This window comes from Halostagnicola kamekurae (genome assembly GCF_900116205.1).
Lineage (GTDB): Archaea > Halobacteriota > Halobacteria > Halobacteriales > Natrialbaceae > Halostagnicola > Halostagnicola kamekurae.
In genome coordinates, this window is sequence record NZ_FOZS01000002.1 from 637,781 (window position 1) to 660,126 (window position 22,346).

Sequence of the window (22,346 nt, forward strand, 5' to 3'; positions counted from 1 at the left end):
TCGCGCGATACCACGCCTTGATACAAGTAGACATGGTGGCAGTTGGTAGAAGGGGGGTGGAGGGTATTGTCATCAGCACATCTCATCGAAACTACCGGGTAGGTATAAAACTCGTCGGAATTCGCGAGAGAATGATAAATATGAACGTGGGGCTTTCCCACACGGTGGCAGTTACTCTGGGTCCGTGCGGAACACAAGAGCGCAACTGCCATAGGAGCCGCGACGAAACACCGACACGATGAGTATCGCCGCCGAGCGCATCGATCGACTGCACGAGCTCGCTCGAGCGGCGGCCGCGAGGTCCGACGACGAGCGCGCTCGCGAGTACGTCAGACTCGCGCGCAGAGTCGCAGAGCGCAACCGACTGCAACTGCCGCGGACGTTTCGCCGGTTCACCTGCGATCGGTGTGACCGATACGTTCGCCCGGGAACGAACGCTCGGGTTCGGTTGCGAGACGGTCACGTCGTAATTACGTGTACGTGCGGTTCGCACGCCCGATATCCGTACGGCGATGCCGGTGGGAACGAGGGGACGGAAAACACCGACGGGGCCGAGTCCGAATGAGGAGCGTGATCACGCGCCGTGGCTCGAGTTGTCTGGCTGACCCAGTTCACGAAGGTTGAAACCAATCGACCCGCTAACGGGGCTATGGATCGACAGGAGCGAAAACGGAAGGCCCACGACCTCGACGTGACCGTCTGGGTCGGGAAAAGCGGAATCGACGCGGTCGTCGACGAACTCAACGACCAGCTCGCGGATCGCGAACTCGTCAAAGTCAAGTTCCTCCGTGCCGCTCGAGCGGGCAGTTCGACCGAAGAAAAGGCGGCTGATCTCGCCGACCGCGTGAACGCGACGGTGTTCGATACGCGAGGTCACACCGCAGTGATGTACCGATGACAGGGACCGCCCGAGCGGTGCTGGCGACCGGCCCAATCGGCGCACGGTTGCAAGATACCGGCATCTCCTCGGAGATTGCGACGAGCGCTGCTGGCGTGATCCGGTTTATCGTCGCGTTTCTGGCCATCTATTTCATCGGTCGGGCCGTCGTCGTGCCGCTGGTCAACCGGGCGATGACGCGACGGAATCTCGACGCACACGCACAGAAACCGCTTACGCTGATTACGCAGTTCGGTATTATCTTCGTTGCGATCGCGGTCGCGTTCGGCTTCGGCGGGTACGGAAACTTCCTCGTCTCCATGGCCGGTATCGCCGCCGCGGGGGCGCTCGCGATCGGACTGGCGGCCCAGAACGTGATCTCGAACTTCGTCGCCGGCGTCTTCATCTACACGGACAAGCCGTTCAAGATCGGTGACTGGATCGAGTGGGACGGATACGCCGGAACCGTCGAGGACATTAGCCTGCGGGTGACTCGAGTTCGGACCTTCGACAACGAGTTGCTGACGGTGCCGAACTCGGAGCTCACGAACGGCGTTCTCAAGAACCCGGTCGAGAGCGACAAACTCCGGCTGAAGTTCGTCTTCGGCATCGGGTACGACGACGACATCGAACAGGCGTCCGACATCATCGTCGAGGAGGCGATGGACCACCCCGACATTCTCGACGACCCGGCCCCGTCGGTCCGACTCACCGAACTCGGCAGTTCGGACGTCGGCCTCCAGTCGCGGTTCTGGATCGCCGACCCCGGCCGCGCCGATTTCGTCCGCATTCGCGGCGAGTACGTGACCAGCGTCAAACAGCGCTTCGACGAGGAGGGGATCGACATCCCGTATCCGGTCCGGACGCTCGAGGGCGGCCTCGAACTCGGAAACGGCCAACAGGTCGTCGAACCCGCGGAGTGATCGACTGAGTATTTGGGAAAACGGAGCAAGAAACGCCCTCTCGAGGGAATTAAAAGCAGTAGTACTCGGGTTAGAAGCCTTTTCCGAGCAGTTCGCGGGCGATGACGTTCTTCTGTATTTCGGACGTGCCCTCGTAGATCTGCGTGATCTTGGCGTCCCGGTAGAACCGCTCGACCGGGAAGTCGTTGACGTAGCCGGCACCGCCGTGGATCTGGACGGCCTCGTCGGCGACCTCCACGGCGACGCGGGAGGCGTACTCCTTGGCCATCGAAGCGAGTTTCGTGACGTCGCCGCCCTGATCGACGTTCCAGGCGGACTTGTAGGTCAGGTTGCGTGCGGCCTCGGTGTTCGTCGCCATTTCGGCCAGTTTGTGCTGGATCGCCTGGAACTCCGAGATCGACTTCCCGAACTGTTCGCGGTCCTGAGCGTACTCGAGGGCCGCTCGCGTCGCGCCTTTCGCGATCCCGACGCCCTGTGCGGCGACGGCGGTTCGGGTTTCGTCGAAGAACTGCATCTGTTGCATGAACGCGGCGTCCTCGGTGCCGACGAGGTTCTCCTCGGGGACGCGAACGTTGTCGAAGACGAGTTCGGCGGTGTCCGACGCGCGAATACCGAGTTTTCCGGTTATCTTGTCGGCCTGGAACCCGTCGCGGTCGGATTCGACGATTATCTGACTGAAGCCGTTGTACCGGCCCTCGGCGTCGGGGTTCGTCTTACAGAGCACGACGAAGAAGTCGCCGACGGTCCCGTTGGTGATCCACATCTTGTTGCCGTTGATGACCCACTCGTCGCCGTCCTTCTCCGCGCGAGTCGAGACCGAAGAGACGTCGGAGCCGGTGTCGGGTTCGGAGATCGCTGCGCCCGAGATCTTCTCGCCCAGTGCGACGGGCTCTAGGAAGCGCTCTTTCTGGTCTTCGGTTCCGAAGTTCATGATCGCCTCGCAGCCGAACGACGTCGAGACGATAGAGAGGGCGATGCCCGGATCGTAGGAGAACAGTTCCTCTGTGATGATCGCGGTGTCGAGAATCGAGTAGCCCGCGCCGCCGTACTCCATCGGGATGTACGACCCTGTCAGTCCCATTTTCGCCGCCTCGTCGACGACGTCGTGAGGGTACTTCTCCTCGACGTCGTACTCCTCGGCGACCGGCACGATCTCGTTCTCTGCGAACCGCGTTACCTCTTCGCGGATTTGCTGTTGTTCGTCGGATAGCCCAAACTCCATGCGAACCACTTCTTTCGTGAACGATAAAGAACTTCGTAACCGGACATAAACTCAAATAGAGTTTCTTTCCTTTTCGAGGGAAACGTTAAAACCGGTACGGATTGACAATCCACCATGGATCTCGAAGATATCAACACCGTCGCAGTTCTTGGCGCTGGTAATATGGGCCACGGAATCGCGGAGGTCGCCGCGATGGCGGGCTACGACGTGCGAATGCGTGACATCAACGACGAGTTCGTGACCAACGGCTATGAACAGATCGAATGGTCGTTGAACAAACTCGCCGAAAACGATCAGCTCACGCAGGACGAAGCGGACGCCGCCCTCGAGCGTGTGACGCCGCTCGTCGACATGGAGGAAGCCGTCGGCGACGCGGATATCGTCATCGAGGCGGTTCCCGAGAAGATGGAGATCAAAACGGACGTCTACGGCGATCTCGAGGCGGCCGCCCCGGAGGAAGCGATCTTCGCGACCAACACCTCGAGCCTCTCGATCACCGACCTCTCGGAGGTCACCGATCGCCCGGAGCGCTTCTGTGGCATGCACTTTTTCAACCCGCCGGTCCGGATGCCGCTGGTCGAGGTCATCACCGGCGAACACACCGACGAATCGGTGCTCGAGGTCACCGAAGCGCTGGCCGAGGACTTCGGAAAGTCGCCCGTGCGCGTACACAAGGATACCCCCGGGTTCATCGTCAACCGGATCCTCGTCCCCCTGATGAACGAGGCGTCGTGGCTCGTCAGTACCGACCAGGCGACCATCGCCGAGGTCGACTCGACGACGAAATTCGACATGGGGCTGCCGATGGGGAGTTTCGAACTCGGCGACCAGGTCGGAAACGACGTCAGTTACCACGTCCTCGAGTACATGCACGAGGTGCTGGGCGACGCCTACGAGCCGGCACCGCTGCTCGAAGAGAAAGTCGAGAACGAGGAGTTGGGCAAGAAGACGGGCAAGGGATTCTACGACTACGAGGACGGTGACGGCGTCGATATTCCGACGGACGAACAGTCGGAGCTAGTCAAGCGGCGACTGACCGCCTCGATGGCCAACGAGATCGCGAAGCTGATCGGCGACGACGTGGCCCCGCCGGAGTCGATCGACGAGGCCGTCATGCTCGGGGCCGGTTTCCCGGACGGTCCGGTCACCGTGGTCGACGAGTTCGGCCTCGAGGCGGCCCTTGAGACGCTCGAGTCGGCTCACGAAGAGACGGGTCACGCCCGGTACGAGCCCGCGTCGTACCTGCGAGAGCGAGCGGACGTCGGCACGTTCTACGATCCGGCCGGCGGTGACGACGACGTCGACTTCGAGGCGATCCGGGTCGAGTACCCCGGCGAGATGGTCGGTCACATCGTCTTCGACCGACCCCACCGGATGAACACCGTCAGCGAGCAACTCATCGACGAGGTCGTCGACGCGGTCGAACTGTTCGAGGACGACGAGGACGTCCGTGCGATTCTCGTCACCGGCGAAGGCGACAAGGCGTTCTCCGCGGGCGCCGACATCCAGAGCATGGCCGCCGGGGGCGCGGATCCGCTCCACGGGACCGAACTCTCGAGGAAGGGCCAATCCGCGTTCGGAACGCTCGAGTCGAGCGACCTGCCCGTCGTCGCCGGCATCGACGGCTACTGTCTCGGCGGCGGCATGGAACTCGCCGCCTGTGCGGACCTGCGCGTCGCCAGCGAGCGCTCGGAGTTCGGCCAGCCCGAACTCGACCTCGGATTGATCCCCGGCTGGGGCGGGACCCAGCGGCTGCCGAAAATCGTCGGCGAAGGTCGGGCGAAGGAGATCATCCTCACCGCGGATCGATACGACGCCGAGACGATGGAATCGTACGGGTTCGTCAACGAGGTGTCCGAGAACGACGACCTCGAAGAGCGCGCGTTCGAACTCGCCGCGAGCCTCGCCGGCGGACCGCCGATCGCGTCCAAATACACCAAACGCGCGATGCTCGCCGGTCGAAACGACACGAACGCCGGCCTCGAGTACGAAGCCGCCGCGTTCGGCCAGCTCATGGGCACGGACGACCTGATGGAAGGAATCACGGCATTCATGAGCGACGGCGACGCCGAGTTCGAAGGCAAGTAGTCGGGTTCGCCGGCAGTGGGAAACCGGCGACTCCGTTTTTCCGTCCGGGCGGCCCTCGGCATCTCCGCCACGAGTGAAATTTATTTTACATGTGGTCACGAGCTTTATGACAGGGAAGAACCATTGGTGATTCGTGGGTGACTGAGACGATGAGACAGGGGACGGCGGACGATTCGAACGGAGACGTGCTCGTCGTAGACGATGATCCTCGACTCGCGGATCTATTCGCCGCGTGGCTCGAGCCGAACTGGACCGTGCAGACCGCCTACGATGGCGAACAGGCCCTCGAGACCGTAGACGACTCGACCGAGGTAGTCTTGCTCGATCGTCGAATGTCGGGACTATCCGGTGACGAAGTACTCTCGTTGCTCAGGGCAAGCGGCTACGACTGCTACGTGATTATCGTCTCTGCGATCGACCCCTCGACCGAACGCCTCGAGGCTGACTGGGACGACTATCTCGTCAAACCGATTTCGAAAGCGACCCTTCTCGAGAAAATCGAACGCGTCACGGCCCAGCGGGCCTGTCGGACCACCGATCGGGAGGGGAATCCGGTCGATTCGCCGGTCAATTAGTTCGTTCGCGTTCGAGTGGCGTCCCGGGCCGGCTCCCGAGTGAGACCGACGATCGATATCGACTCCACTCGGCGGTCCGGATTGAAACGCTCTCGATTTCCGTCCTTTTCTGTCGCTTCACGACGACGGGTCGTTCCCAGTGGCGATCCACTCGAGTGCCTCCCGGCCGCTTTCGGTGACGCGGTAGCCCCGCTCGTCGGCGACCGTCGTCTCCTCGAGAAGATCCGACGCGGTGAGAACGGTGAGCGTGCCGTGCAGATCGCTCTCGCAGAAGTCTGTGGCGTCGAGGAGCGTTCGGACGCCGGTCGGACCACGTTCAGTCAACTCGAAGAGGAGACCGAGGGCCTTCTCGTCGTGGACGTTCGTCACGAGCCGTCGGACCGGTTCGGGAACAGCGCTCGCGGCCGTCTCGAGCGGCGATCGGTCGACGATCTCGAGTCGGTCGTTTCGGACGTAACACTCGTTGCCGGTCGCTGGATCGCGGACGAGACTCGCGTCGTCGGATCGTTTCAGGAGAACGTAGTCCGTTCCGTCGTCGGCGCGTACGGTTTTCATAGTAGTGAGTTAGGGGTCTGCAGTCGGCGTCGGATCGGATCCCTCGAGCGACTGGAGCGTCCTGTATCGACGGAGCGCGAGCCCGAGGAGGACGAACCCGCCGACGGCCAGCGTCCCGCCCGTCGTGAGCATCCCCTCGAAGAGTACCAACATCGATCCGAGCGACACCGCGAGCAACGCGGCGTTGAGAACGAGTACGAGGATCCAGAAGTGCTGGAGAATCGGCTCCGGGACGTCCGTTTCCGCGACCGTCACTTCCGGAGTCGAGATCTTCGGTGGCGTAACCGTTTTCTCCTCCGGCTCCTCCGGCTGCACGTCGGGAATCGTGATCGCGTCGCTCTCGGGGTCCGCGAACTCCGCCTCCGGATCGTACTCCTCCGGCTCGAGGTCGGATCGATCGGCCACATCAGTTGGGACGGATAGGAAGGTCAAAAGGATTCGCGTTCGTCGGTCACACTATCGCTCTCTCGGACACACTGTCGCTCTCAGACGAACTCTTTGAGAGGGAGCGTCCGGGACGTTTCGACCCAGGCGAGAGGATTCTCGGCGTCGTAGAAGACGACGCCGTCCTCGATTTCGTACGATTCGATCGTTTCCGTGCCCGTCAGTTCGCTACGCGGTGCGTCGGCCGTCGTATCGTCAGTACCTCGAGTGGACACTTCGATCACCGTGGCCTGTGCTATGTGTTACCAAGTTATATGTCTTATTGCCTCGGCACTATCACGTTCGGACCGAAAGGCGGGGCCGGCGTTCCGTTCCCGGGCGGCGGAACGGTCGGTATGCGGGGGTTTTTATCCGCCCCCTTCAAACCCAACAGCAATGACCGACGCGGCACAGACCGGCCTCGACTCGTTTTCTCCCGAGTCCGACGAGCGGCCGGCGGAAGAAGCGATGGCCGTCGCTGGGAACGGCGGAGCGGATCGTTCGGAAGTGGTCGACGTCGTCGAGGAAACGATCCCCGAGGCCACGGGCGAACTCGACCTCGCCGTGATGCAGGTCGATTATACGATCGACGGCTACGGCGACGACGAGCGCGTGATCATGAACGTGTTCGGTCGAACTCCCGACGGAACGCTCGAGCACGTCCGCGTTCTCGGGTTCCGGCCGTACTTTTACGCGCCCACAGAGTCGCTCGAGCACCCGCCGGAAGAGGAGTACGACCGGTTGACCGGCCACGAAGAGACCGACGAAGACGACGAGCCCTACGAGAGTATCCGCGGCGAGAAACTGACGAAGATATTCGGCCAGACGCCGCGAGACGTCGGGAAAGTCAGAGACGAGTTCGAGCACTTCGAGGCCGACGTCCTGTTCCCGAACCGGTTTCTCATCGACAAGGACGTTCGAAGCGGGATCACGGTCGCCGAACGACGGGCCGACGACGGGACGCTCCACGTTCCACACGACGAAGTGGCCGCGGCCGACGTCGACGCCGACCCGCGCGTCTGTACCTTCGACATCGAGGTCAACGACCGGGCCGGGTTCCCCGAAGACGGCGAGGAACCCATCGTCTGTCTCACGAGCCACGACTCCTACCGCGACGAGTACGTGATGTGGCTCTACGAGGCACCGGTCGGCGACGGGGCGACCCCGACGGCGATCGAGGAGTACGAACCGATCGAAGGCGACATCGACCACGAGGTCCGAAGCTTCGCCGACGAGGAGGCGATGCTCGAGGCGTTTCTCGATTACGTCGACGACACCGATCCGGATATCCTCACGGGTTGGAACTTCGAGGACTTCGACTGCCCGTACTTCCTCGATCGGCTCGAGGAACTCGAGGGACCGCACCACGACTACGACCTGAACCCGGATCGCCTCTCGCGCGTCGACGAGGTCTGGCGAAGCGGCTGGGGCGGTCCCGACGTGAAAGGCCGCGTCGTGTTCGACCTGCTGTATGCGTACCAGCGGATGGTCTTCTCGGAACTCGACTCCTACCGGCTCGACGCCGTCGGCGAGGCCGAACTCGGCGTCGGCAAGGAACGCTACGCCGGCTCGATCGGCGACCTCTGGGAGGACGACCCGACGCGCCTGCTCGAGTACAACCTCCGGGACGTCGAACTCTGCGTCGAACTCGATCGCCAACAGGAGATCATCGCCTTCTGGGACGAGGTGCGCTCGTTCGTCGGCTGTAAACTCGAGGACGCCCCGACGCCCGGCGATACCGTCGACATGTACGTCCTTCATCAGGCCCATGGCCAGTTCGCGCTTCCCTCGAAAGGCCAGCAGGAAGCCGACGAGGAGTACGAGGGCGGGGCCGTCTTTGAGCCGATTACGGGCGTTCGAGAGAACGTCACCGTCCTCGACCTGAAGAGCCTGTATCCGATGTGTATGGTGACGATCAACGCCTCGCCGGAGACGAAAGTCGACCCCGAAACCTACGACGGCGAGACCCACGTCGCGCCCTCTGGAACGCACTTCCGGAAGAAGCCCGACGGCGTGATGCGAGAGATGATCAACGAACTGCTCGCAGAGCGAGAGGAGAAGAAGTCGCTCCGAAACGAGTACGAACCCGGCACTCGCGAGTACGAGCAGTACGACCGCCAGCAAGGGGCCGTGAAGGTCATCATGAACAGCCTCTACGGCGTGTCGGGGTGGGAGCGGTTCCGTCTCTACGACAAGGATGCAGCATCGGCGATCACCGCCACGGGACGAGAGGTCATCGAGTTCACCGAAACCGCAGCGAGCGAGCTCGATCACACCGTCGCCTACGGGGACACAGACTCGGTCATGCTCGAGCTCGGACCGGACGTTACGAAAGAGGACGCGCTCGAGCAGTCGTTCGACATCGAGGATTACGTCAACGACCGCTACGACGACTTCGCGCGCGAGGAACTGAACGCAGACTCCCATCGCTTCCAGATCGAGTTCGAGAAGCTCTACCGGCGCTTCTTCCAGGCGGGAACGAAGAAACGCTACGCGGGCCACATCGTCTGGAAGGAGGGTAAAGACGTCGACGACATCGACATCACCGGCTTCGAGTACAAGCGATCGGACATCGCCCCGATCACGAAGGAGGTCCAGCATCAGGTCATCGAGATGATCGTCCGCGAGGGCGACATCGAGGGCGTCAAAGAGTACGTCAACGGGATCATCGAGGACTTCGAATCCGGGAACGTCAACCCCGAAGAGATCGCCATTCCGGGAGGCATCGGAAAACGACTCGACAACTACGACACCGACACCGCACAGGTTCGCGGCGCGAAGTACGCGAACCTCCTGCTTGGAACCAACTTCGACCGCGGATCCAAGCCCAAGCGACTCTACCTCGAGCGGGTCGATCCCGCCTTCTTCCGGCGACTCGAGGACGAAGACGAGTTCGACGCCCGCCGTGACCCCCTCTACGGCGCGTTCAAACGCGACCCGGACGTCATCTGCTTCGAGTACGACGACCAGATCCCGCCCGAGTTCGAGATCGACTACGATACGATGCTCGAGAAGACGTTGAAGGGACCGATCGAACGAATCCTCGAGGCGCTCGACGTGTCGTGGGAGGAGGTCAAATCCGGACAGGAACAGACCGGCCTCGACAGCTTCATGTGACTATCGCCGGTCACAGTTTCCCCTAAACCCGCGTGACAGCCGCGTCGCTACACCCGTTCGATGATCGATTTCGGTGGTCGTCATCGCGGCGACTGCTTTCCCTTTCAAAAAATTATCTTCCGAAATCGGAACCGTATCCAATTAGATACCAAACCCTTATCACTCACACGACCCACCGTTTGGATGACAGAGGTATTCGTACTATGGCACGCTTAGAGCTTCAAAACTTGCATGCAGAAGTGGCGGAAGGCGACGAACAGATCCTGCGCGGTGTCGACCTCGAGGTCGAGTCGGGCGAGATCCACGCGCTGATGGGACCGAACGGTTCCGGGAAGTCGACCACCGCGAAAGTCATCGCGGGTCACCCGGCCTACGAGGTCACGGAGGGGGAAGTCCTCCTCCACCTCGAGGAAGACGAGTTCGGCGGCGAGTTCGAGATTCCCGAGGACAAACGCACGTGGAACATCCTCGATCTCGAACCCAACGAGCGCGCGGCCCTCGGCATCTTCCTCGCGTTCCAGTACCCGGCCGAGATCGAAGGCGTCACGATGACGAACTTCCTCCGGACGGCGCTCAACGCGAAACTCGAGGAGCGCGAAGAACTCTTCGAGGAAGGCGACGACGAGGCCGAGGCCGAGGAAGAAGACGAGGGATTCGAGTCCTCGCCGATGGAAGGTCCCGCCGACGACGGCGAGATCGGCGTCGCCGAGTTCCAGGAGATTCTCGCGGAGAAGATGGAGGAACTGGACATGGACGAGCAGTTCGCCCAGCGCTACCTCAACGCCGGCTTCTCCGGCGGCGAGAAGAAACAGAACGAGGTCCTGCAGGCCGCGATCCTCGAGCCCTCGATCGCCGTCCTCGACGAGATCGACTCCGGGCTCGACATCGACCGACTGCAGGACGTCTCGAAGGGCATCAACACGCTTCGCGACGAGCAGGGAACGGGCGTCCTCCAGATCACCCACTACCAGCGCATCCTCGACTACGTCGAACCCGACACGGTCCACATCATGCTCGACGGCAAAGTCGTCAAGAGCGGCGACGCCTCGCTGGCAGCCGAACTCGAGGACAAAGGGTACGACTGGGTCCGAGAGGAAGTCTACGAGACGGCGTAACCGAATCCAACTAGAACAACGGTAATAACGCTACAGCCGTAAACACGAATACATACAAATTATGAGTTCCGAACAAGATCACCTCAAGGAGACCGACACCGAAGCGCGCTTCGAGTTCAAAAAGGAAGAGCGCTCGGCCGTCAAGTCCGACGCAGGCCTCACCGAAGAAGTCGTCCGACTGATCAGTGAGGACAAAGACGAACCGGACTGGATGCTCGAGCGACGGCTCCGCGCGCTACAGCAGTATCACGCGATGCCGATGCCGACGGACTGGCCGGGTCAGCCGGACCTGACCGAACTCGACATCGAAGAGATCGTTCCGTACATCCGCCCGGACGTCGACAAACGCGAAGGCGTCGACGACTGGACGGAGCTTCCAGACGAGATCAAAGACACGTTCGACAAGCTCGGCATTCCGGAAGCCGAGAAGAACGCGCTCTCGGGCGTCGGCGCGCAGTACGAGTCCGAGGTCGTCTACCAGAACATGCAAGACCAGTGGGAGGAGAAGGGCGTGGTCTTCATGAACATGGACCGCGCCGTCAAAGAGCACCCGGAGCTCGTCAAGGAGTACTTCATGACGAGCTGCGTTCCCCCGAGCGACAACAAGTTCGCGGCGCTTCACGGCGCCGTCTGGTCCGGCGGTTCGTTCGTCTACGTTCCAGAAGACGTCACCGTCGAGATGCCCGTCCAGGCGTACTTCCGCATGAACTCGGAAGGGATGGGCCAGTTCGAGCACACGCTCATCGTCGCCGAAGAGGGCTCGGAAGTCCACTACATCGAGGGCTGTTCCGCGCCGAAGTACGGCTCGCACAACCTGCACTCGGGCTGTGTCGAGGTCTTCGTCGAAGACGACGCCCACGTTCAGTACTCGACGGTCCAAAACTGGTCGAAGAACACGTTCAACCTGAACACCAAACGCGCCATCGTCGAAGAAAACGGCACGATGGAGTGGGTGTCGGGCAGCATGGGATCGAAAGCGACCATGCTCTACCCGTGTACCATCCTCAAGGGTCGCGGCGCGACGGACACTCACATCACCATCGCCTTCGCCGGCGAGGGACAGAACATCGACACCGGCGCGAAGGTCTATCACAACGCGCCGAACACGAGTTCGACGATCGAATCGAAGTCGATCTCGAAAGACGGCGGCCGCACCAACTACCGCGGGCTCGTCCACATCGCCGACGGTGCCGAGAACTCGAGTACGGCAGTCGAGTGTGACGCCCTGATGTTCGACAACGAGTCGACCTCCGATACCATGCCGTACATGGAGATCGAGGAGTCGAAGGTCGACGTCGCTCACGAAGCGACGGTCGGCAAGATCGGTGACGAGGACATCTTCTACCTCCAGAGCCGCGGACTGGACGACGACGACGCGAAGAAGATGATCGTCGCCGGCTTCATCGAGCCGATCACCGAAGAGCTCCCGATCGAATACGCAGTCGAACTGAATCGCTTGATCGAACTCGAGATGGAGGGAAGCCTCGGATAGACATGAGCACGCAGGTACACGCCAATCTGACGGACGAACAGGTACGCGAGATCAGCGATCGGCTCGACGAGCCCGACTGGCTCCTAGAGACCCGTCTCGAGGCGCTTGAGGCGCTCGAAGAGCTGGAAATGCCCGACGTGATCCGAACGCCGGGACAGAACTGGACCAACCTCTACGAACTGGATTTCGAGTCGCTCGTCGATCCGTTGAATACCGCCGAAGACAAAGACCAGGTCGGTCCCGAAAACGCCGAGGTCCTCTCGTGGGCCGAGGCCGTCGACGAACACGAGTCGCTACTCGAGGAGCACTTCGGTTCCATGGTCGATCCTCAGGAGAACTACCTCACGGCGCTCTCGACGGCGCTTTTCTCCACGGGAACGGTCATCTACGTCCCCGAAGGCGTCGACGCCGAGGACGTGACGATCCGGACCGAGATGAACTCCCGATCGCTGTTTAACTACACGCTCGTCGTCACCGAGGAATCCTCGTCGGTGACGATCCTCGAGCGCCAGTCAACTGGTACCGATCTCGAGGACGAGCAGTATTACAGCGGTATCGTCGAAGTCGCCGCGGCCGAAAACAGCTATGTACAGTACGGATCGCTTCAGGACCTCTCCGAGGAGACGTACAACTTCACCGCCAAACGCGGCGACGCCGACACCTACGCCACGATCAACTGGATCGAAGGTAACGTCGGCTCGAAGCTAACCAAGACGGGGGTCTCGACTGAGCTCAATGGCGACGGTGCGGAAACACAGATCATCGGTGCGTTCTACGGACACAACGACCAGCACTTCGATCTGGACTTCAAGGTCTGGCACCGCGCCGAACACACGACGGCAGATCTCGTCACCCGCGGGGTCACCGACGACGTCGCGCGATCGGTCTACGAGGGCGTCCAGGACGTCGGCGACGTCGCCTGGGATACGAGTTCCTACCAGCGAGAGAACACGCTCATGCTCTCCGACGAGAGCGAAGCCGACGCCTCGCCGAAGCTCATCATCAACAACCACGACACGGAAGCCTCCCACAGCGCCACCGTCGGGCAGGTCGACCAGGAGGACCTCCTGTATATGACCTCCCGAGGCGTCACGCCGGAGGCGGCTCGCAACATGCTCGTCGAGGGCTTCTTCGTCCCCGTTCTCGAGGAAGTCGCCGTCGACGAACTCCGAACGGACTTCGAGTCGCTCGTCAACACGCGTCTCCGAAACTAACGCCTACTACGCTTTCTTCGCGTTCGATCACACCAACGTACTCGAGCGACTGCCCGACGGTTGGTCATCACTTCGAAAGCGAGCCGACTACCCAGACGACTCCCGACGAGAAAACGGGAAGTTAAGTAACGCGACCACCCACAGACGTGTATGAGCTTGGGACAGCGTGTCTCGACCGACCACCAACTGACCCGCCTTCTCCAGATCGGCGTGGTCCTAGAGGAAGTCGTCGAGTCGCGTGCTGCCCATCACCTCGAGTCACTCCCCGCCGAGGCGCGAGCGGAGATCGACAGAGAGGTCAGGGAGCTACTTACGGACGCAACGGAAGAGTCGGCCGATCACCGCGATCGGCTCGAAACGTTGATCGACGACCTCGAGGCGGAAACGGTCGGATACGAGGAGATCAATCAGCTCGTCGACGCCCAGTACGGCCCACCAGAGGATACCGACGGCGTGTTGTACGACCAACTCTGCAACGAGGAAACGGCCTACAAGTTCTACGACGATCTCATCGAGGCGATCGAAGCCGCCGACGCGACGTTCGCCGTCGATCGGGAACGAGTTCTCGAGACCCTCCGAGAGATCCGCGCGGAAGAAAAAGAGGGCGTCGAGGAAGTCACAGAAATTATGGAGCGGCGGGCATGATCGGGATACGCACCACTCACGAGCGCCAGACGAGTCGGACCGATCGACGACCAAGACACCACACGAAGGGTTGGCGATGAACACAGCAGATCAATATCTCAAGGCGATCTATCTCGCACAGCGAATGGAGGAGGGACCGGCCTCGACGGGCACGCTCGCGGACCTCCTCGGCGTGAGTCCGGCGAGTGTCAACGAAATGATCGGGAAACTCCAGGACAAAGACCTCGTCGATCACGAAAAGTACAAAGGCGCGAGTCTCACGGAGGAGGGGCTCGAACGCGCCCACGAGGCGCTCCAGACGTACTGTATCATCGAGCGATTCCTCGCGAACGTCCTCGAGGTCGACGAGTTTCGCGACGAAGCCCGCGCGCTCGAGAGCGTCATCGACGATACGGTCGCCGAGAGACTCGATACGATCATCGACCGCCCGGAGCAGTGTCCGGACTGTTTCGACCCCGAAGCCGACTGCTGTAGTCTGCTCGAGGTTTGCGGGCCGGCGAACTAACCGTCCATCGCGAGAGTTCTACTCGATCAGTTCGTCGTATCGGATCCGTTCGATACGGTACGATCCACACTCCGGACAGTACTGTCTATTCAGTCTGAACCGACGATCGCAGTTTCCACAGTGGTATACTCGGTCCTGACTCTCGAACCGGCGAGAGCCGACGAACCGACCGATCCACGTGAACCATCCCGTGAACCGGCCACCATCCGTAACCCGCTCTCCCAGCTTTTCGATAATAGATCTCATTCGTCGGACCGGCGACGTTCGACGTCACGAGCGATCGAGTGAGCCGTTTCTGTCGTGTCCGGGTCGAGAGAGTCGTCCTCGAGCGGTGGGGGTTCGACCGGACTCGCGTCCTCGTCGTACTCGAGGCGATCCCGACCAACACCGTCGATCGTCGGACGGCGCGAATCGCCGAACGAGATGTATCGCCGGCCGAGTGCTGCGGCCCCGAGGAGGGCGAGCGCGACGACAGCAGCGAGTCCGACCGGAAGCGACCACGTCCCGCCGTTCCAGTCGGCATCGAAGACCCCCTCGTAATAGGCGGCCGGTTCCTCGCCGTGGATCGCGAGAACGACCTCGCGGTTGTTTCGAAGCGAGTTGTCGTTCCAGTTGATGCTCCCGACGACCGTCGTCTCGCCGTCGATTACGACTCCTTTGGCGTGAATTTTCTCGAACCTGTTTTTCGGTTCGACGAGGGCGACCTCGAGCGGGAGGTCTTCCGCGGCCGCCGTCTCCTCGAGGACCGATTTCACTCTGGCGTTTTCCTCTTCGACGTACCACGACGAATCGAGCAGGATGCGGACCTCGACGCCGCGGCGTGCCGCGTCGACCGTTTCCTCGACGAGCGACACGTCGGGCCCGCCGAGACTCGCCTGTTTGACGAGGATCTCGTCCTCGGCGGACGCGAGGAGTTCGCGGAGTCTCGGCTCGGCGTTGTCGGGAGCGAGCAGGAGTTCAGCGCTCTCGACGTCGACGGATTCGGGCGGGTGGTTCGACGGGAACTCGGTGGGGGTCTGGACCTGACCCGCTGGGTCGCTGAACGAAGCGTCCTCGAGATAGGCCGTCCCGGACTCCGTGTCGGGCCCGCTGAAGTCGGCGTCGAACACGGTCTCGAGGTCCGTCGCGAGCGCCGTGTTCTCCAGAGAAATTCCCCAGCCGCGACTCGACTCGCCGCCGACGCCGGACGGTTTCCAGTTTTCGGTCATGATGAGCACCGTGTCGTCGGCGATCGCGTACTTTGGGTGGTGGTAGCGATAGCGCGCGTTCTCCCCGCCGGTCATTCGAACGTCGACGCCGCCGTCTTCGAGGGTCGAGAGGGGCGCTTCGGTCGCGGACGACGCGCCGCCGACGGGACCGGACTCGAGCAGCACGTCGACCTCGACGCCGCGTTCGCTCGCCGCGACGAGTTCCGAGGCGACCGCCTCGGACGTGAACGTATACCCAGCCAGTGAGAGATTCTCCTCTGCATTTCGGATCGTCTCCAGCGGAATCTCTGGGCTATCGGGGAGAACGAACGTCGTCGCGTTCTCCGCAGCGACGCGCGTCGACGGAAGACAGGTCGCGCCCCTTGGCCACCATCGGCCAGTCGCGTCCCCACTCGAGCGGGCGCTCGCGCTCGGGTTCGACTGGTCGCCCGATTCGTTCGCCCGTTCGGTCCGATACCACTGTTCGGCGACCGGCGCATCCTCGTAACTGACCGCGTCGATTCGGTCGGAGCCGTTCCGGATCTCGAGGCGGTCTCCGTCCGTCGCGAGGCGGAGATGCCCCTCGAGTTCGAGGGTGGGTTCGTCGGTGAGTGACGCCGTTTCGTTGGGATTGATCGTGACGGCGACCGCGCCCGAGACTGTTTCGTTCGGAAACGACGCGGTCGTGTGACCGTCCGTGACCGTCCAGTTCTCGAGCGAGGTCTCCGGCGGCGTCTCGAGGACGAAAAACTCGCCGACGTTCTCGGGCGTCGTCGGGTTCGGATACAGTTCGACGATCCGGGCCTCGGAGACGTTGCGGTGGCTGTCGTCCGACCGCGCGGCGACCGGGCACGCAAGCGCCTGGGCGGAAGATACGTCTCCCGGCGTGGCTTCCGCCGATGTGGAGGGCTCTGCCCGTTCGCTCGAGGCGGATTCGCCGGGGACGGACGATCGCACGTCGACGCCCGGAGGCGCGCCGACGAACGCGACGGCACACGCGCTGGCGACGAGTCCGCAAACGAGGACCGCGGCGAGGAGGACCCTGGCACGCATTGGGCGGTCTGGCCGCGTCTCGGTATGTAAATCCTCACCCGTCGAGGGGGTCGATACACTGTGAAAATACCGTCTCCGAATCGCCGCACGAACAGAAACCGATTAGGCAGCGAAACGGAACTGTCTGCTCATCTACCTACGCAGCGGGCTCGAAATCCGCCTTCTCGGCTTCGGCCTGCACGAGATACGCGCGGTCGCCGGCAGCGTCCGCAGCGACCTCGAGGGCGCGTTCGGTGCCGATCTGGGTGAGCGCCCAGACGGCGCTCGCACGCACCGTGTCTTCGTCGTCTTCGTCGATCCGTTCGGCGAGTGGTTCGATCGCGCGGGTGTCGCCGATCAGTCCCAGCGCGCGGGCGGCGGAGCTTCGGACGGCAGCCTCCTCGGCGACCAACTGGTTCGCGATCGGCTGTACCGCCTCTTCGCTGCCGACTTCGCCGAGCGCTCGCATCGCGGGGCGCTGCAGTTGCGGGTTCGAATCGACGTACTCGAGGAGCGTCTCGACGACGTCCTCGTCGTCGTTGCCGATCTTTCCGAGGATCGACATCGCGGTCGTATCCCGACGGTTCGCCCGCTGGAGCATCGGTTCGGTCGCTTCCTCGGGCCCCATCCGCTCTAGAGACTCGAGACAGTGTTCTTCCATGAAGTCCGAACCCAGCGACTCGAGTGCGAGCAGGATCATGTCGGCGTTGCCGCGTTTCTCGTGGACTTTCAGCGCGTGCCACTCCGGGGGGAAGTCCTTGACGTGATCGAGGACGTCGTAGAACCCCTCGCGTCGGAGCTGTTCGCGCACCTGCAGGTCGTCCCAGGCCGTCGCGTCGTCGACGCCGGACTGTAACACGTCGGTGATCTCGAGCAGCGAGGCGATATCCTCGGCGTCCTCGTCGGGGTCCAGTTCCGCGGCCTCGATTTCGGCTTCGAGGCGTTCGAGCGCATCGACCAGCGCGTCGAGCAGGGGTTCGTCTGCCGAAATCGAAACCGACGTTCCAAGCACGGCGTTGCTATCCTCGAGTGTCTCCTCGACCGCTTCTCGCAGTTCTTCCTCGCCCTCCTCGGTCCAGCGGGTGCTCTCGAGGTCACCTTTGGCGCTCTCGACTTCGTCGATGACGTCCGTCGCGTACGGCCCCCGCTGGTCGTCGACGTCGGACTGGATGTCGTCGACCTCGTCCTCGAGGTCCTCGATTTCTCCCTCGAGATCGTCGAGTTTCTCCTCGAGCGCCTCCTGTTCGGCCTCGAGTTCCGCGATCGGTCCGTCGGGAGCGTCGTCGTCTTCCCCATCGCTCGCCTCCTCCTCCTCGTCGTCCTCGTCCGTTTCGGGTTCCGGAAGCTCGATCTCGTCGAACTCCTCGCGGACGGCGTCGAACGCCTCGCGAACGTCCTCGAGGTCCGATCGAACCGGCTCGAGTTCCGCCTCGACGTCGTCGAGGTCGTCTTCGGTCTCGGCGGCCGCTAGGGTGTCGTGGACCGGTTCGATCTCGTCTCGAATCGGATCCAGATCGTCGCGGATGGGGCCGAACTCGGCTTCGATCGATGCGAACTCCTCGCGGATCTCGTCGGCCCGCTCCTCGAGATCCTGTGTCTGCTCGGAGTCGGGAGCGTCCTCGTCGCTCATCCCACCACCCGGCGAGGTGCCGCCTGTCTCCTGACTGCGTTCATACGAGGGTATCGTGTCAGGACGCTCCTAAGCGTTTCCATGCAGAGTCCGGACGAATTCGTCCAGCCCGCAAACACAGGTGAGTAGACGTAAGTGGGTTCGATCAGACGTTTCCGTGCATCTCCGCACTCTCGGGCTCTTCGGCATCGGCCGGATCGGCGTGGGTATCCTCGCGCCAGTAAAACCACGGACTGAGCGTCATGTACGCGATTCCGAGCGTGAGCAGGGCGTAGGGAAACGTTCGGCCGGCAAAGCCCGGAATGAGGATCGCGAGCGCGTGAACCACGCCCATTATGAGCGTATCCCGAACCAGCAAGTCCGGGTACTGGATCCGGGAGACCATGAGATAACAGAACATACCGGTAATCGTCAGTACGAGCCACGGCTCGGCGGCCGGTTTGTGCGCCAGGATCGCAGATCCGATGATCGTCGCGGCGAGCGTCGTCTGAATCCCTTCCGTGTAATTGGTCGCCGTATCGTAGGCGGTGTACATCCCGAGTCTCGCGATGGCCATCGCGACGAACAGCGCACAGACGCCGGTGACGACGAGCAACTCGAGCGATACCGTCTCGAATCCGATACCGAACCCGTCCGTGACGACGACGAACGCGAGGACGGCGGGGGCGACGCCGAAAGAAGCGACGTCGGCCAGCGAGTCGAGGTACGGTCCCGCTTCAGTTCCGCCGTACCGGCGTGCGAGGATGCCGTCGAGTCCGTCAGCGATCGCAGCGAAGAGGATAAGTCGAGCGGCGAGGTCGATATCGACGAACGCGATGACGACCGCGAGAAAGCCCAGCGCTCCGTTCGCGATCGTCACTGCGTCGGCGGCGCCGAGCCGACCGACGAACCGGGGAAGCATACTCCGGCATTCGATGGGCAGTTACCTTACGTGTTTTCGTTTTTCGACGGTCGCACTATTGGGAAACGTCGAGTGGGAATCGAACCGGGGGCTTATATTCGGTCTGTCCCAACCCCCGTCTATGAACCGCCGTGCCTATCTCGCGTCCCTGGGAACGGTCTCGACAGTCGGGGTCGCGGGTTGTTCAACGGTCACCGGAACGCTCAGAGGCGAGCCCTGTAGCGGGAACGACTGCGACATCGGAATGACTCGGACCGAGTTCGTTCCCGAAACGTACGAGATTTCCGTCGGCGAGACCGTCGTCTGGAAGAACACGAGCGAAGCGATCCACACGGTCACAGCCTACGACTCCTCCCTTTTCGAGGACAAGGGAGCGGAGTACTTCGCGACGGGCGACTACGACGACTTCGAAACGGCACACGAGGAGTTCTGGAACGAGAACAACGGTGCGCTCCACACTCGAGAAACGTTCGAACACACGTTCGAGGTTCCCGGAACGTATCACTACGCCTGCTTACCGCACGAGGAAGGCGGTATGATTGGCCTCATCAAAGTAACCGAGTAAGCCGCACTCCGCGTCGAAAAACAGTCTTCCGATCGAAACTCGAATCGAATCGCGCCAGTCCGCAGTCTATTCGTCCGTCGCGACGTCCTCTTCGTCGACGTCGACGGCCGTCGCCTGCTCTTCTGCGACTTCTTCCGGATGCGCCTCGAGGGTCGTCTTCTGGATCTCGACCCGGCGAAGCGGGTAGATCGGCTTCGCTTCGCCGTAGATCGCAGAGGAGAGACGGCCTTCGACGACGCCGTCGATCAGGTCCTCGAAGGTTCGCTCCTGGGCCGCTTCCTCGACCATTTCGACCATCTTCTCGCGGATGGCCTTCTCCTGGCTCGCGTCGGCTTTCTTCGTCGTGAACGCGACCGGCTGGATCTGAACGCGGTAGTCGTCCGTCGTCAGGACGGTGACGTAGGCCTCGATCTTCGAGGCGCCGCGTCGAACCAGCGAGCGCAGGTAATCCCGCGTCAGCGAGTGTTCGACGAAGTCCGTGTAGGCGCTGTCGCTGCCCACGTCGGTGATCTTGAACGTGAGCTTCGTGTTGTTTTCGCTGGCGCTGTTGGTCAGGTCGCCGAGCGTCGTTTCGATGGTCCGTCCGTAGACCTTGTCCGGTTCGTCTGCGGGTGTCTCACCGAGCACTTCCCGGTCGAACTGCGCCGGGGCGTGGACGGTGTACCACCGCTTTTCTTGTTTCGCGCGTGAAACTGATCGTTCACTCATTGTGTGTTAGGTTCGTGGTTCGTGTCGGATCTCGCCGCGGTCGAGACGCCGTGTCCGTCCGCGCTCGAGTCTGCATCCGAAGGGTTGGGTGTCTGTCTATCGATACTACAGGCGACGTCGAGGTTGACGACGTAATCGTCGACCGTCGATTGTAACCCACTAGTCGTCTCGCGTTCGATCCGCGTGACGAGCGTTCGAGCGTCCTCGACGGCCGTCTCCATCTCCTCGGTATTGTCGGGACAGAGCGCCCGGGCGAGGAGCTCCGGATCGTCGTGTGTCGTCCGAATCGTCGCGTGTCTCGTCATCGGTGTCCACCTCCAATCGTCATAGTTGCCCTCGTACTGCCGCGATGATCGTCGAATCGTCCACGTCCGAGCCGTAGGCCAGGTATCCCCGGCGACGACCCACGTCGTAGCCGCACTCGACTCCGTCGTCGTCGAGATCCCGTGTGACCGCCTCGAGCGTCGACCCGAGAGCGCGGTCCTCGCGCGTCGAGATCCCGGCTTCGCCGTCGCCGATCACGAGAACGGTCGGCTCCGGCGACCGGTAGGCTACAGCGAGTCGAGCGACGGTTTCGACAGGACCGTCGTCGACATCGACGACGAAGACGCCGTCGTAGCGGCCGGTCGACCCGGATTCGAGCGCGTCGTGGGCGCTCCGGCCGTGTTCCCGCCACGCCTCGAGCGCCGGCTCGCGTGCGTCGTGGCCGATCGCCAGCGCGATACCGGTTCCCGGCTCGACGCGTGCGGTCGCCTCGAGCACGTCGGCGTAGCCGCCGACGGTCTCGAAGGGACGGTCGGTGCGAGTCTGCCGAGTCGATTCGGGTGCGTCGCCCGAATCGCCGGGTCGCGCGTACGGACTCAGCGCTCGCGTGACCGAGTGCGCTGCGCTGTCGACGGCGTTCGGTGCGCCGACGGCGTCGATCGCGACGAGCGAGCCGATCTTCCGGTGGGTCTCCCGCTCCAGCGTGGCCGGCTCGGCGTCTGTCCCCGATTCGGTGACGATCGCCGAAAACGCATCTCGAGTCGCCTCGAGGTCGCCGGACCACGGGGCGAGCACGCGGGTCGAGTAGGCGAGCCCGTCGATCGGGTCCGCGGTCGGCACCGAAACGCCCGGTCGCTGCTCGAGCAGGTTGCGCTCGAGAGCGTCCGTGAGGAGCCACTCCGTCTCGCCGGCACCGGGCTCGACGCCGGCGGCGGCGACGCCCGCGAGCGCGAGCACCGGGTTCGGCGTCGAACCCAGCTCTTGGACGAGATCGCAGGCCTCGAGGGTGGCCGGCCGGTCCGCGGAGCCGAGTCGCGTCGCGTCGCCGTCGACCGCACCGACGACGAGCGTTCGATCGGCCGGGCCTCGATCCAGACTCTCCTCGGCAAGGGTCGTCCGCTCGCCGACCGTCCGGACGGCGCTCACCTGATACGGAATCTCCCGCTCGGCGAGCGCGTCCACGACGACCCCGCAGGCGGCGAACGCGTCGCCGGCCGGTCGCGTGACCAGCCGGACGAAGCTCGCGCTCTCGAGGTCGTCGGTGGCGGTTTCGGCGTCGATCGAACGACCCTCGGTGGACATGACGAG

At 62.7% G+C, this 22,346-nt stretch carries 22 protein-coding genes; 12 read left to right on the forward strand and 10 right to left on the reverse strand.

Features of this window, described 5'->3' with window-relative positions; genetic code table 11:
- The first annotated feature begins 238 nt into the window (after positions 1–238).
- The 3 genes from BM348_RS11015 to BM348_RS11025 all read left to right on the forward strand — a co-directional run bounded on the left by BM348_RS11015 (position 239) and on the right by BM348_RS11025 (position 1,800).
- On the forward strand, positions 239–565 hold the full coding sequence (locus tag BM348_RS11015) for a ribonuclease P protein component 4 (RefSeq protein WP_092904860.1): 327 nt from the start codon (positions 239–241) through the stop codon (positions 563–565).
- Positions 566–649: 84 nt separating this feature from the next.
- A complete protein-coding gene (locus BM348_RS11020) occupies positions 650–898 on the forward strand; it encodes a YhbY family RNA-binding protein (RefSeq protein WP_092904862.1) in 249 nt (82 codons plus the stop codon).
- Positions 895–1,800: a mechanosensitive ion channel family protein gene (locus BM348_RS11025; RefSeq protein WP_092904864.1), complete on the forward strand. Its 906-nt coding sequence runs from the start codon at positions 895–897 to the stop codon at positions 1,798–1,800. The genes BM348_RS11020 and BM348_RS11025 overlap by 4 nt, the downstream gene beginning before the upstream one ends.
- A gap of 70 nt (positions 1,801–1,870) precedes the next feature.
- Here BM348_RS11025 and BM348_RS11030 read toward each other — a convergent pair whose 3' ends face one another.
- Positions 1,871–3,022, reverse strand: a complete 1,152-nt coding sequence (locus BM348_RS11030) for an acyl-CoA dehydrogenase family protein (RefSeq protein WP_092904866.1) — start codon at positions 3,020–3,022, stop codon at positions 1,871–1,873.
- A gap of 114 nt (positions 3,023–3,136) precedes the next feature.
- Here BM348_RS11030 and BM348_RS11035 point away from each other — a divergent pair, with 114 nt between their 5' ends.
- Both BM348_RS11035 and BM348_RS11040 read left to right on the forward strand, forming a co-directional pair.
- The gene (locus BM348_RS11035; RefSeq protein ID WP_092904868.1) at positions 3,137–5,110 is read left to right on the forward strand and encodes a 3-hydroxyacyl-CoA dehydrogenase/enoyl-CoA hydratase family protein; all 1,974 of its coding nucleotides are present in this window, start codon (positions 3,137–3,139) and stop codon (positions 5,108–5,110) included.
- A gap of 137 nt (positions 5,111–5,247) precedes the next feature.
- Positions 5,248–5,685 carry a response regulator transcription factor gene (locus tag BM348_RS11040; protein ID WP_342714165.1) on the forward strand — a complete coding sequence of 146 codons (438 nt, stop codon included), beginning with the start codon at positions 5,248–5,250 and terminating at the stop codon, positions 5,683–5,685.
- A 117-nt stretch (positions 5,686–5,802) separates the two neighbouring features.
- On the opposite strand, the gene BM348_RS11045 is transcribed toward BM348_RS11040, so the two are convergent.
- From BM348_RS11045 to BM348_RS11055, 3 genes are all read right to left on the reverse strand, one after another.
- Entirely contained in the window at positions 5,803–6,240 is a 438-nt protein-coding gene (locus tag BM348_RS11045; RefSeq protein ID WP_092904872.1) for a DUF7346 family protein, read from the reverse strand.
- 9 nt (positions 6,241–6,249) lie between these two features.
- The gene (locus BM348_RS11050) at positions 6,250–6,645 is read right to left on the reverse strand and encodes a DUF7322 domain-containing protein (protein WP_092904874.1); all 396 of its coding nucleotides are present in this window, start codon (positions 6,643–6,645) and stop codon (positions 6,250–6,252) included.
- A gap of 80 nt (positions 6,646–6,725) precedes the next feature.
- Positions 6,726–6,908 carry a DUF7331 family protein gene (locus tag BM348_RS11055; protein WP_092904876.1) on the reverse strand — a complete coding sequence of 61 codons (183 nt, stop codon included), beginning with the start codon at positions 6,906–6,908 and terminating at the stop codon, positions 6,726–6,728.
- 151 nt (positions 6,909–7,059) lie between these two features.
- Between BM348_RS11055 and BM348_RS11060 the strand changes: the two genes are divergently transcribed.
- The 6 genes from BM348_RS11060 (at position 7,060) to BM348_RS11085 (ending at position 14,751) form a co-directional block, all read left to right on the forward strand.
- Positions 7,060–9,780, forward strand: a complete 2,721-nt coding sequence (locus BM348_RS11060; RefSeq protein WP_092904877.1) for a DNA-directed DNA polymerase — start codon at positions 7,060–7,062, stop codon at positions 9,778–9,780.
- A 203-nt stretch (positions 9,781–9,983) separates the two neighbouring features.
- Positions 9,984–10,895 (forward strand): Fe-S cluster assembly ATPase SufC, encoded by a 912-nt coding sequence (gene sufC / locus BM348_RS11065; RefSeq protein WP_092904878.1) that lies wholly within the window; start codon positions 9,984–9,986, stop codon positions 10,893–10,895.
- A 61-nt stretch (positions 10,896–10,956) separates the two neighbouring features.
- On the forward strand, positions 10,957–12,387 hold the full coding sequence (gene sufB / locus BM348_RS11070; RefSeq protein WP_092904879.1) for a Fe-S cluster assembly protein SufB: 1,431 nt from the start codon (positions 10,957–10,959) through the stop codon (positions 12,385–12,387).
- Between the two features lie 2 nt (positions 12,388–12,389).
- A complete protein-coding gene (gene sufD / locus BM348_RS11075; protein WP_092904880.1) occupies positions 12,390–13,601 on the forward strand; it encodes a Fe-S cluster assembly protein SufD in 1,212 nt (403 codons plus the stop codon).
- Positions 13,602–13,751: 150 nt separating this feature from the next.
- Entirely contained in the window at positions 13,752–14,246 is a 495-nt protein-coding gene (locus BM348_RS11080) for a rubrerythrin (RefSeq protein ID WP_092904881.1), read from the forward strand.
- Between the two features lie 76 nt (positions 14,247–14,322).
- The gene (locus BM348_RS11085; protein ID WP_092904882.1) at positions 14,323–14,751 is read left to right on the forward strand and encodes a metal-dependent transcriptional regulator; all 429 of its coding nucleotides are present in this window, start codon (positions 14,323–14,325) and stop codon (positions 14,749–14,751) included.
- Positions 14,752–14,993: 242 nt separating this feature from the next.
- Here BM348_RS11085 and BM348_RS11095 read toward each other — a convergent pair whose 3' ends face one another.
- The 3 genes from BM348_RS11095 to BM348_RS11105 form a co-directional block, all read right to left on the reverse strand.
- Entirely contained in the window at positions 14,994–16,991 is a 1,998-nt protein-coding gene (locus BM348_RS11095) for a phospholipase D-like domain-containing protein (protein WP_092904884.1), read from the reverse strand.
- Positions 16,992–17,127: 136 nt separating this feature from the next.
- Positions 17,128–18,600, reverse strand: a complete 1,473-nt coding sequence (locus BM348_RS11100; protein WP_092904885.1) for a HEAT repeat domain-containing protein — start codon at positions 18,598–18,600, stop codon at positions 17,128–17,130.
- 145 nt (positions 18,601–18,745) lie between these two features.
- The gene (locus BM348_RS11105; RefSeq protein WP_092904886.1) at positions 18,746–19,501 is read right to left on the reverse strand and encodes a protein sorting system archaetidylserine synthase; all 756 of its coding nucleotides are present in this window, start codon (positions 19,499–19,501) and stop codon (positions 18,746–18,748) included.
- 121 nt (positions 19,502–19,622) lie between these two features.
- Between BM348_RS11105 and BM348_RS11110 the strand changes: the two genes are divergently transcribed.
- The gene (locus tag BM348_RS11110) at positions 19,623–20,066 is read left to right on the forward strand and encodes a cupredoxin domain-containing protein (protein ID WP_092904887.1); all 444 of its coding nucleotides are present in this window, start codon (positions 19,623–19,625) and stop codon (positions 20,064–20,066) included.
- A gap of 66 nt (positions 20,067–20,132) precedes the next feature.
- Here BM348_RS11110 and BM348_RS11115 read toward each other — a convergent pair whose 3' ends face one another.
- Genes BM348_RS11115 through BM348_RS11125 form a run of 3 tightly spaced genes read right to left on the reverse strand, consistent with a single transcriptional unit; the run spans position 20,133 to position 22,340 of the window.
- Positions 20,133–20,774, reverse strand: coding sequence for a 30S ribosomal protein S3ae (locus tag BM348_RS11115; protein ID WP_092904888.1), 642 nt, complete (start codon positions 20,772–20,774; stop codon positions 20,133–20,135).
- Positions 20,771–21,079, reverse strand: coding sequence for a KEOPS complex subunit Pcc1 (locus BM348_RS11120; protein ID WP_092904889.1), 309 nt, complete (start codon positions 21,077–21,079; stop codon positions 20,771–20,773). Before BM348_RS11120 ends, BM348_RS11115 begins: the two co-directional genes overlap by 4 nt.
- A gap of 19 nt (positions 21,080–21,098) precedes the next feature.
- Positions 21,099–22,340, reverse strand: coding sequence for an exonuclease (locus BM348_RS11125; protein WP_092904890.1), 1,242 nt, complete (start codon positions 22,338–22,340; stop codon positions 21,099–21,101).
- Positions 22,341–22,346 lie beyond the last annotated feature (6 nt).

Bases quoted from the DNA above. Each gene is read 5' to 3' on its own strand.
- BM348_RS11015 (WP_092904860.1), top strand. From the start codon at position 239: ATGAGTATCGCCGCCGAGCGCATCGATCGACTGCACGAGCTCGCTCGA.
- BM348_RS11020 (WP_092904862.1), top strand. From the start codon at position 650: ATGGATCGACAGGAGCGAAAACGGAAGGCCCACGACCTCGACGTGACC.
- BM348_RS11025 (WP_092904864.1), top strand. From the start codon at position 895: ATGACAGGGACCGCCCGAGCGGTGCTGGCGACCGGCCCAATCGGCGCA.
- BM348_RS11030 (WP_092904866.1), bottom strand. From the start codon at position 3,022: ATGGAGTTTGGGCTATCCGACGAACAACAGCAAATCCGCGAAGAGGTA.
- BM348_RS11035 (WP_092904868.1), top strand. From the start codon at position 3,137: ATGGATCTCGAAGATATCAACACCGTCGCAGTTCTTGGCGCTGGTAAT.
- BM348_RS11045 (WP_092904872.1), bottom strand. From the start codon at position 6,240: ATGAAAACCGTACGCGCCGACGACGGAACGGACTACGTTCTCCTGAAA.
- BM348_RS11060 (WP_092904877.1), top strand. From the start codon at position 7,060: ATGACCGACGCGGCACAGACCGGCCTCGACTCGTTTTCTCCCGAGTCC.
- sufC (WP_092904878.1), top strand. From the start codon at position 9,984: ATGGCACGCTTAGAGCTTCAAAACTTGCATGCAGAAGTGGCGGAAGGC.
- sufB (WP_092904879.1), top strand. From the start codon at position 10,957: ATGAGTTCCGAACAAGATCACCTCAAGGAGACCGACACCGAAGCGCGC.
- sufD (WP_092904880.1), top strand. From the start codon at position 12,390: ATGAGCACGCAGGTACACGCCAATCTGACGGACGAACAGGTACGCGAG.
- BM348_RS11080 (WP_092904881.1), top strand. From the start codon at position 13,752: ATGAGCTTGGGACAGCGTGTCTCGACCGACCACCAACTGACCCGCCTT.
- BM348_RS11085 (WP_092904882.1), top strand. From the start codon at position 14,323: ATGAACACAGCAGATCAATATCTCAAGGCGATCTATCTCGCACAGCGA.
- BM348_RS11095 (WP_092904884.1), bottom strand. From the start codon at position 16,991: ATGCGTGCCAGGGTCCTCCTCGCCGCGGTCCTCGTTTGCGGACTCGTC.
- BM348_RS11100 (WP_092904885.1), bottom strand. From the start codon at position 18,600: ATGAGCGACGAGGACGCTCCCGACTCCGAGCAGACACAGGATCTCGAG.
- BM348_RS11105 (WP_092904886.1), bottom strand. From the start codon at position 19,501: ATGCTTCCCCGGTTCGTCGGTCGGCTCGGCGCCGCCGACGCAGTGACG.
- BM348_RS11110 (WP_092904887.1), top strand. From the start codon at position 19,623: ATGAACCGCCGTGCCTATCTCGCGTCCCTGGGAACGGTCTCGACAGTC.
- BM348_RS11115 (WP_092904888.1), bottom strand. From the start codon at position 20,774: ATGAGTGAACGATCAGTTTCACGCGCGAAACAAGAAAAGCGGTGGTAC.
- BM348_RS11120 (WP_092904889.1), bottom strand. From the start codon at position 21,079: ATGACGAGACACGCGACGATTCGGACGACACACGACGATCCGGAGCTC.
- BM348_RS11125 (WP_092904890.1), bottom strand. From the start codon at position 22,340: ATGTCCACCGAGGGTCGTTCGATCGACGCCGAAACCGCCACCGACGAC.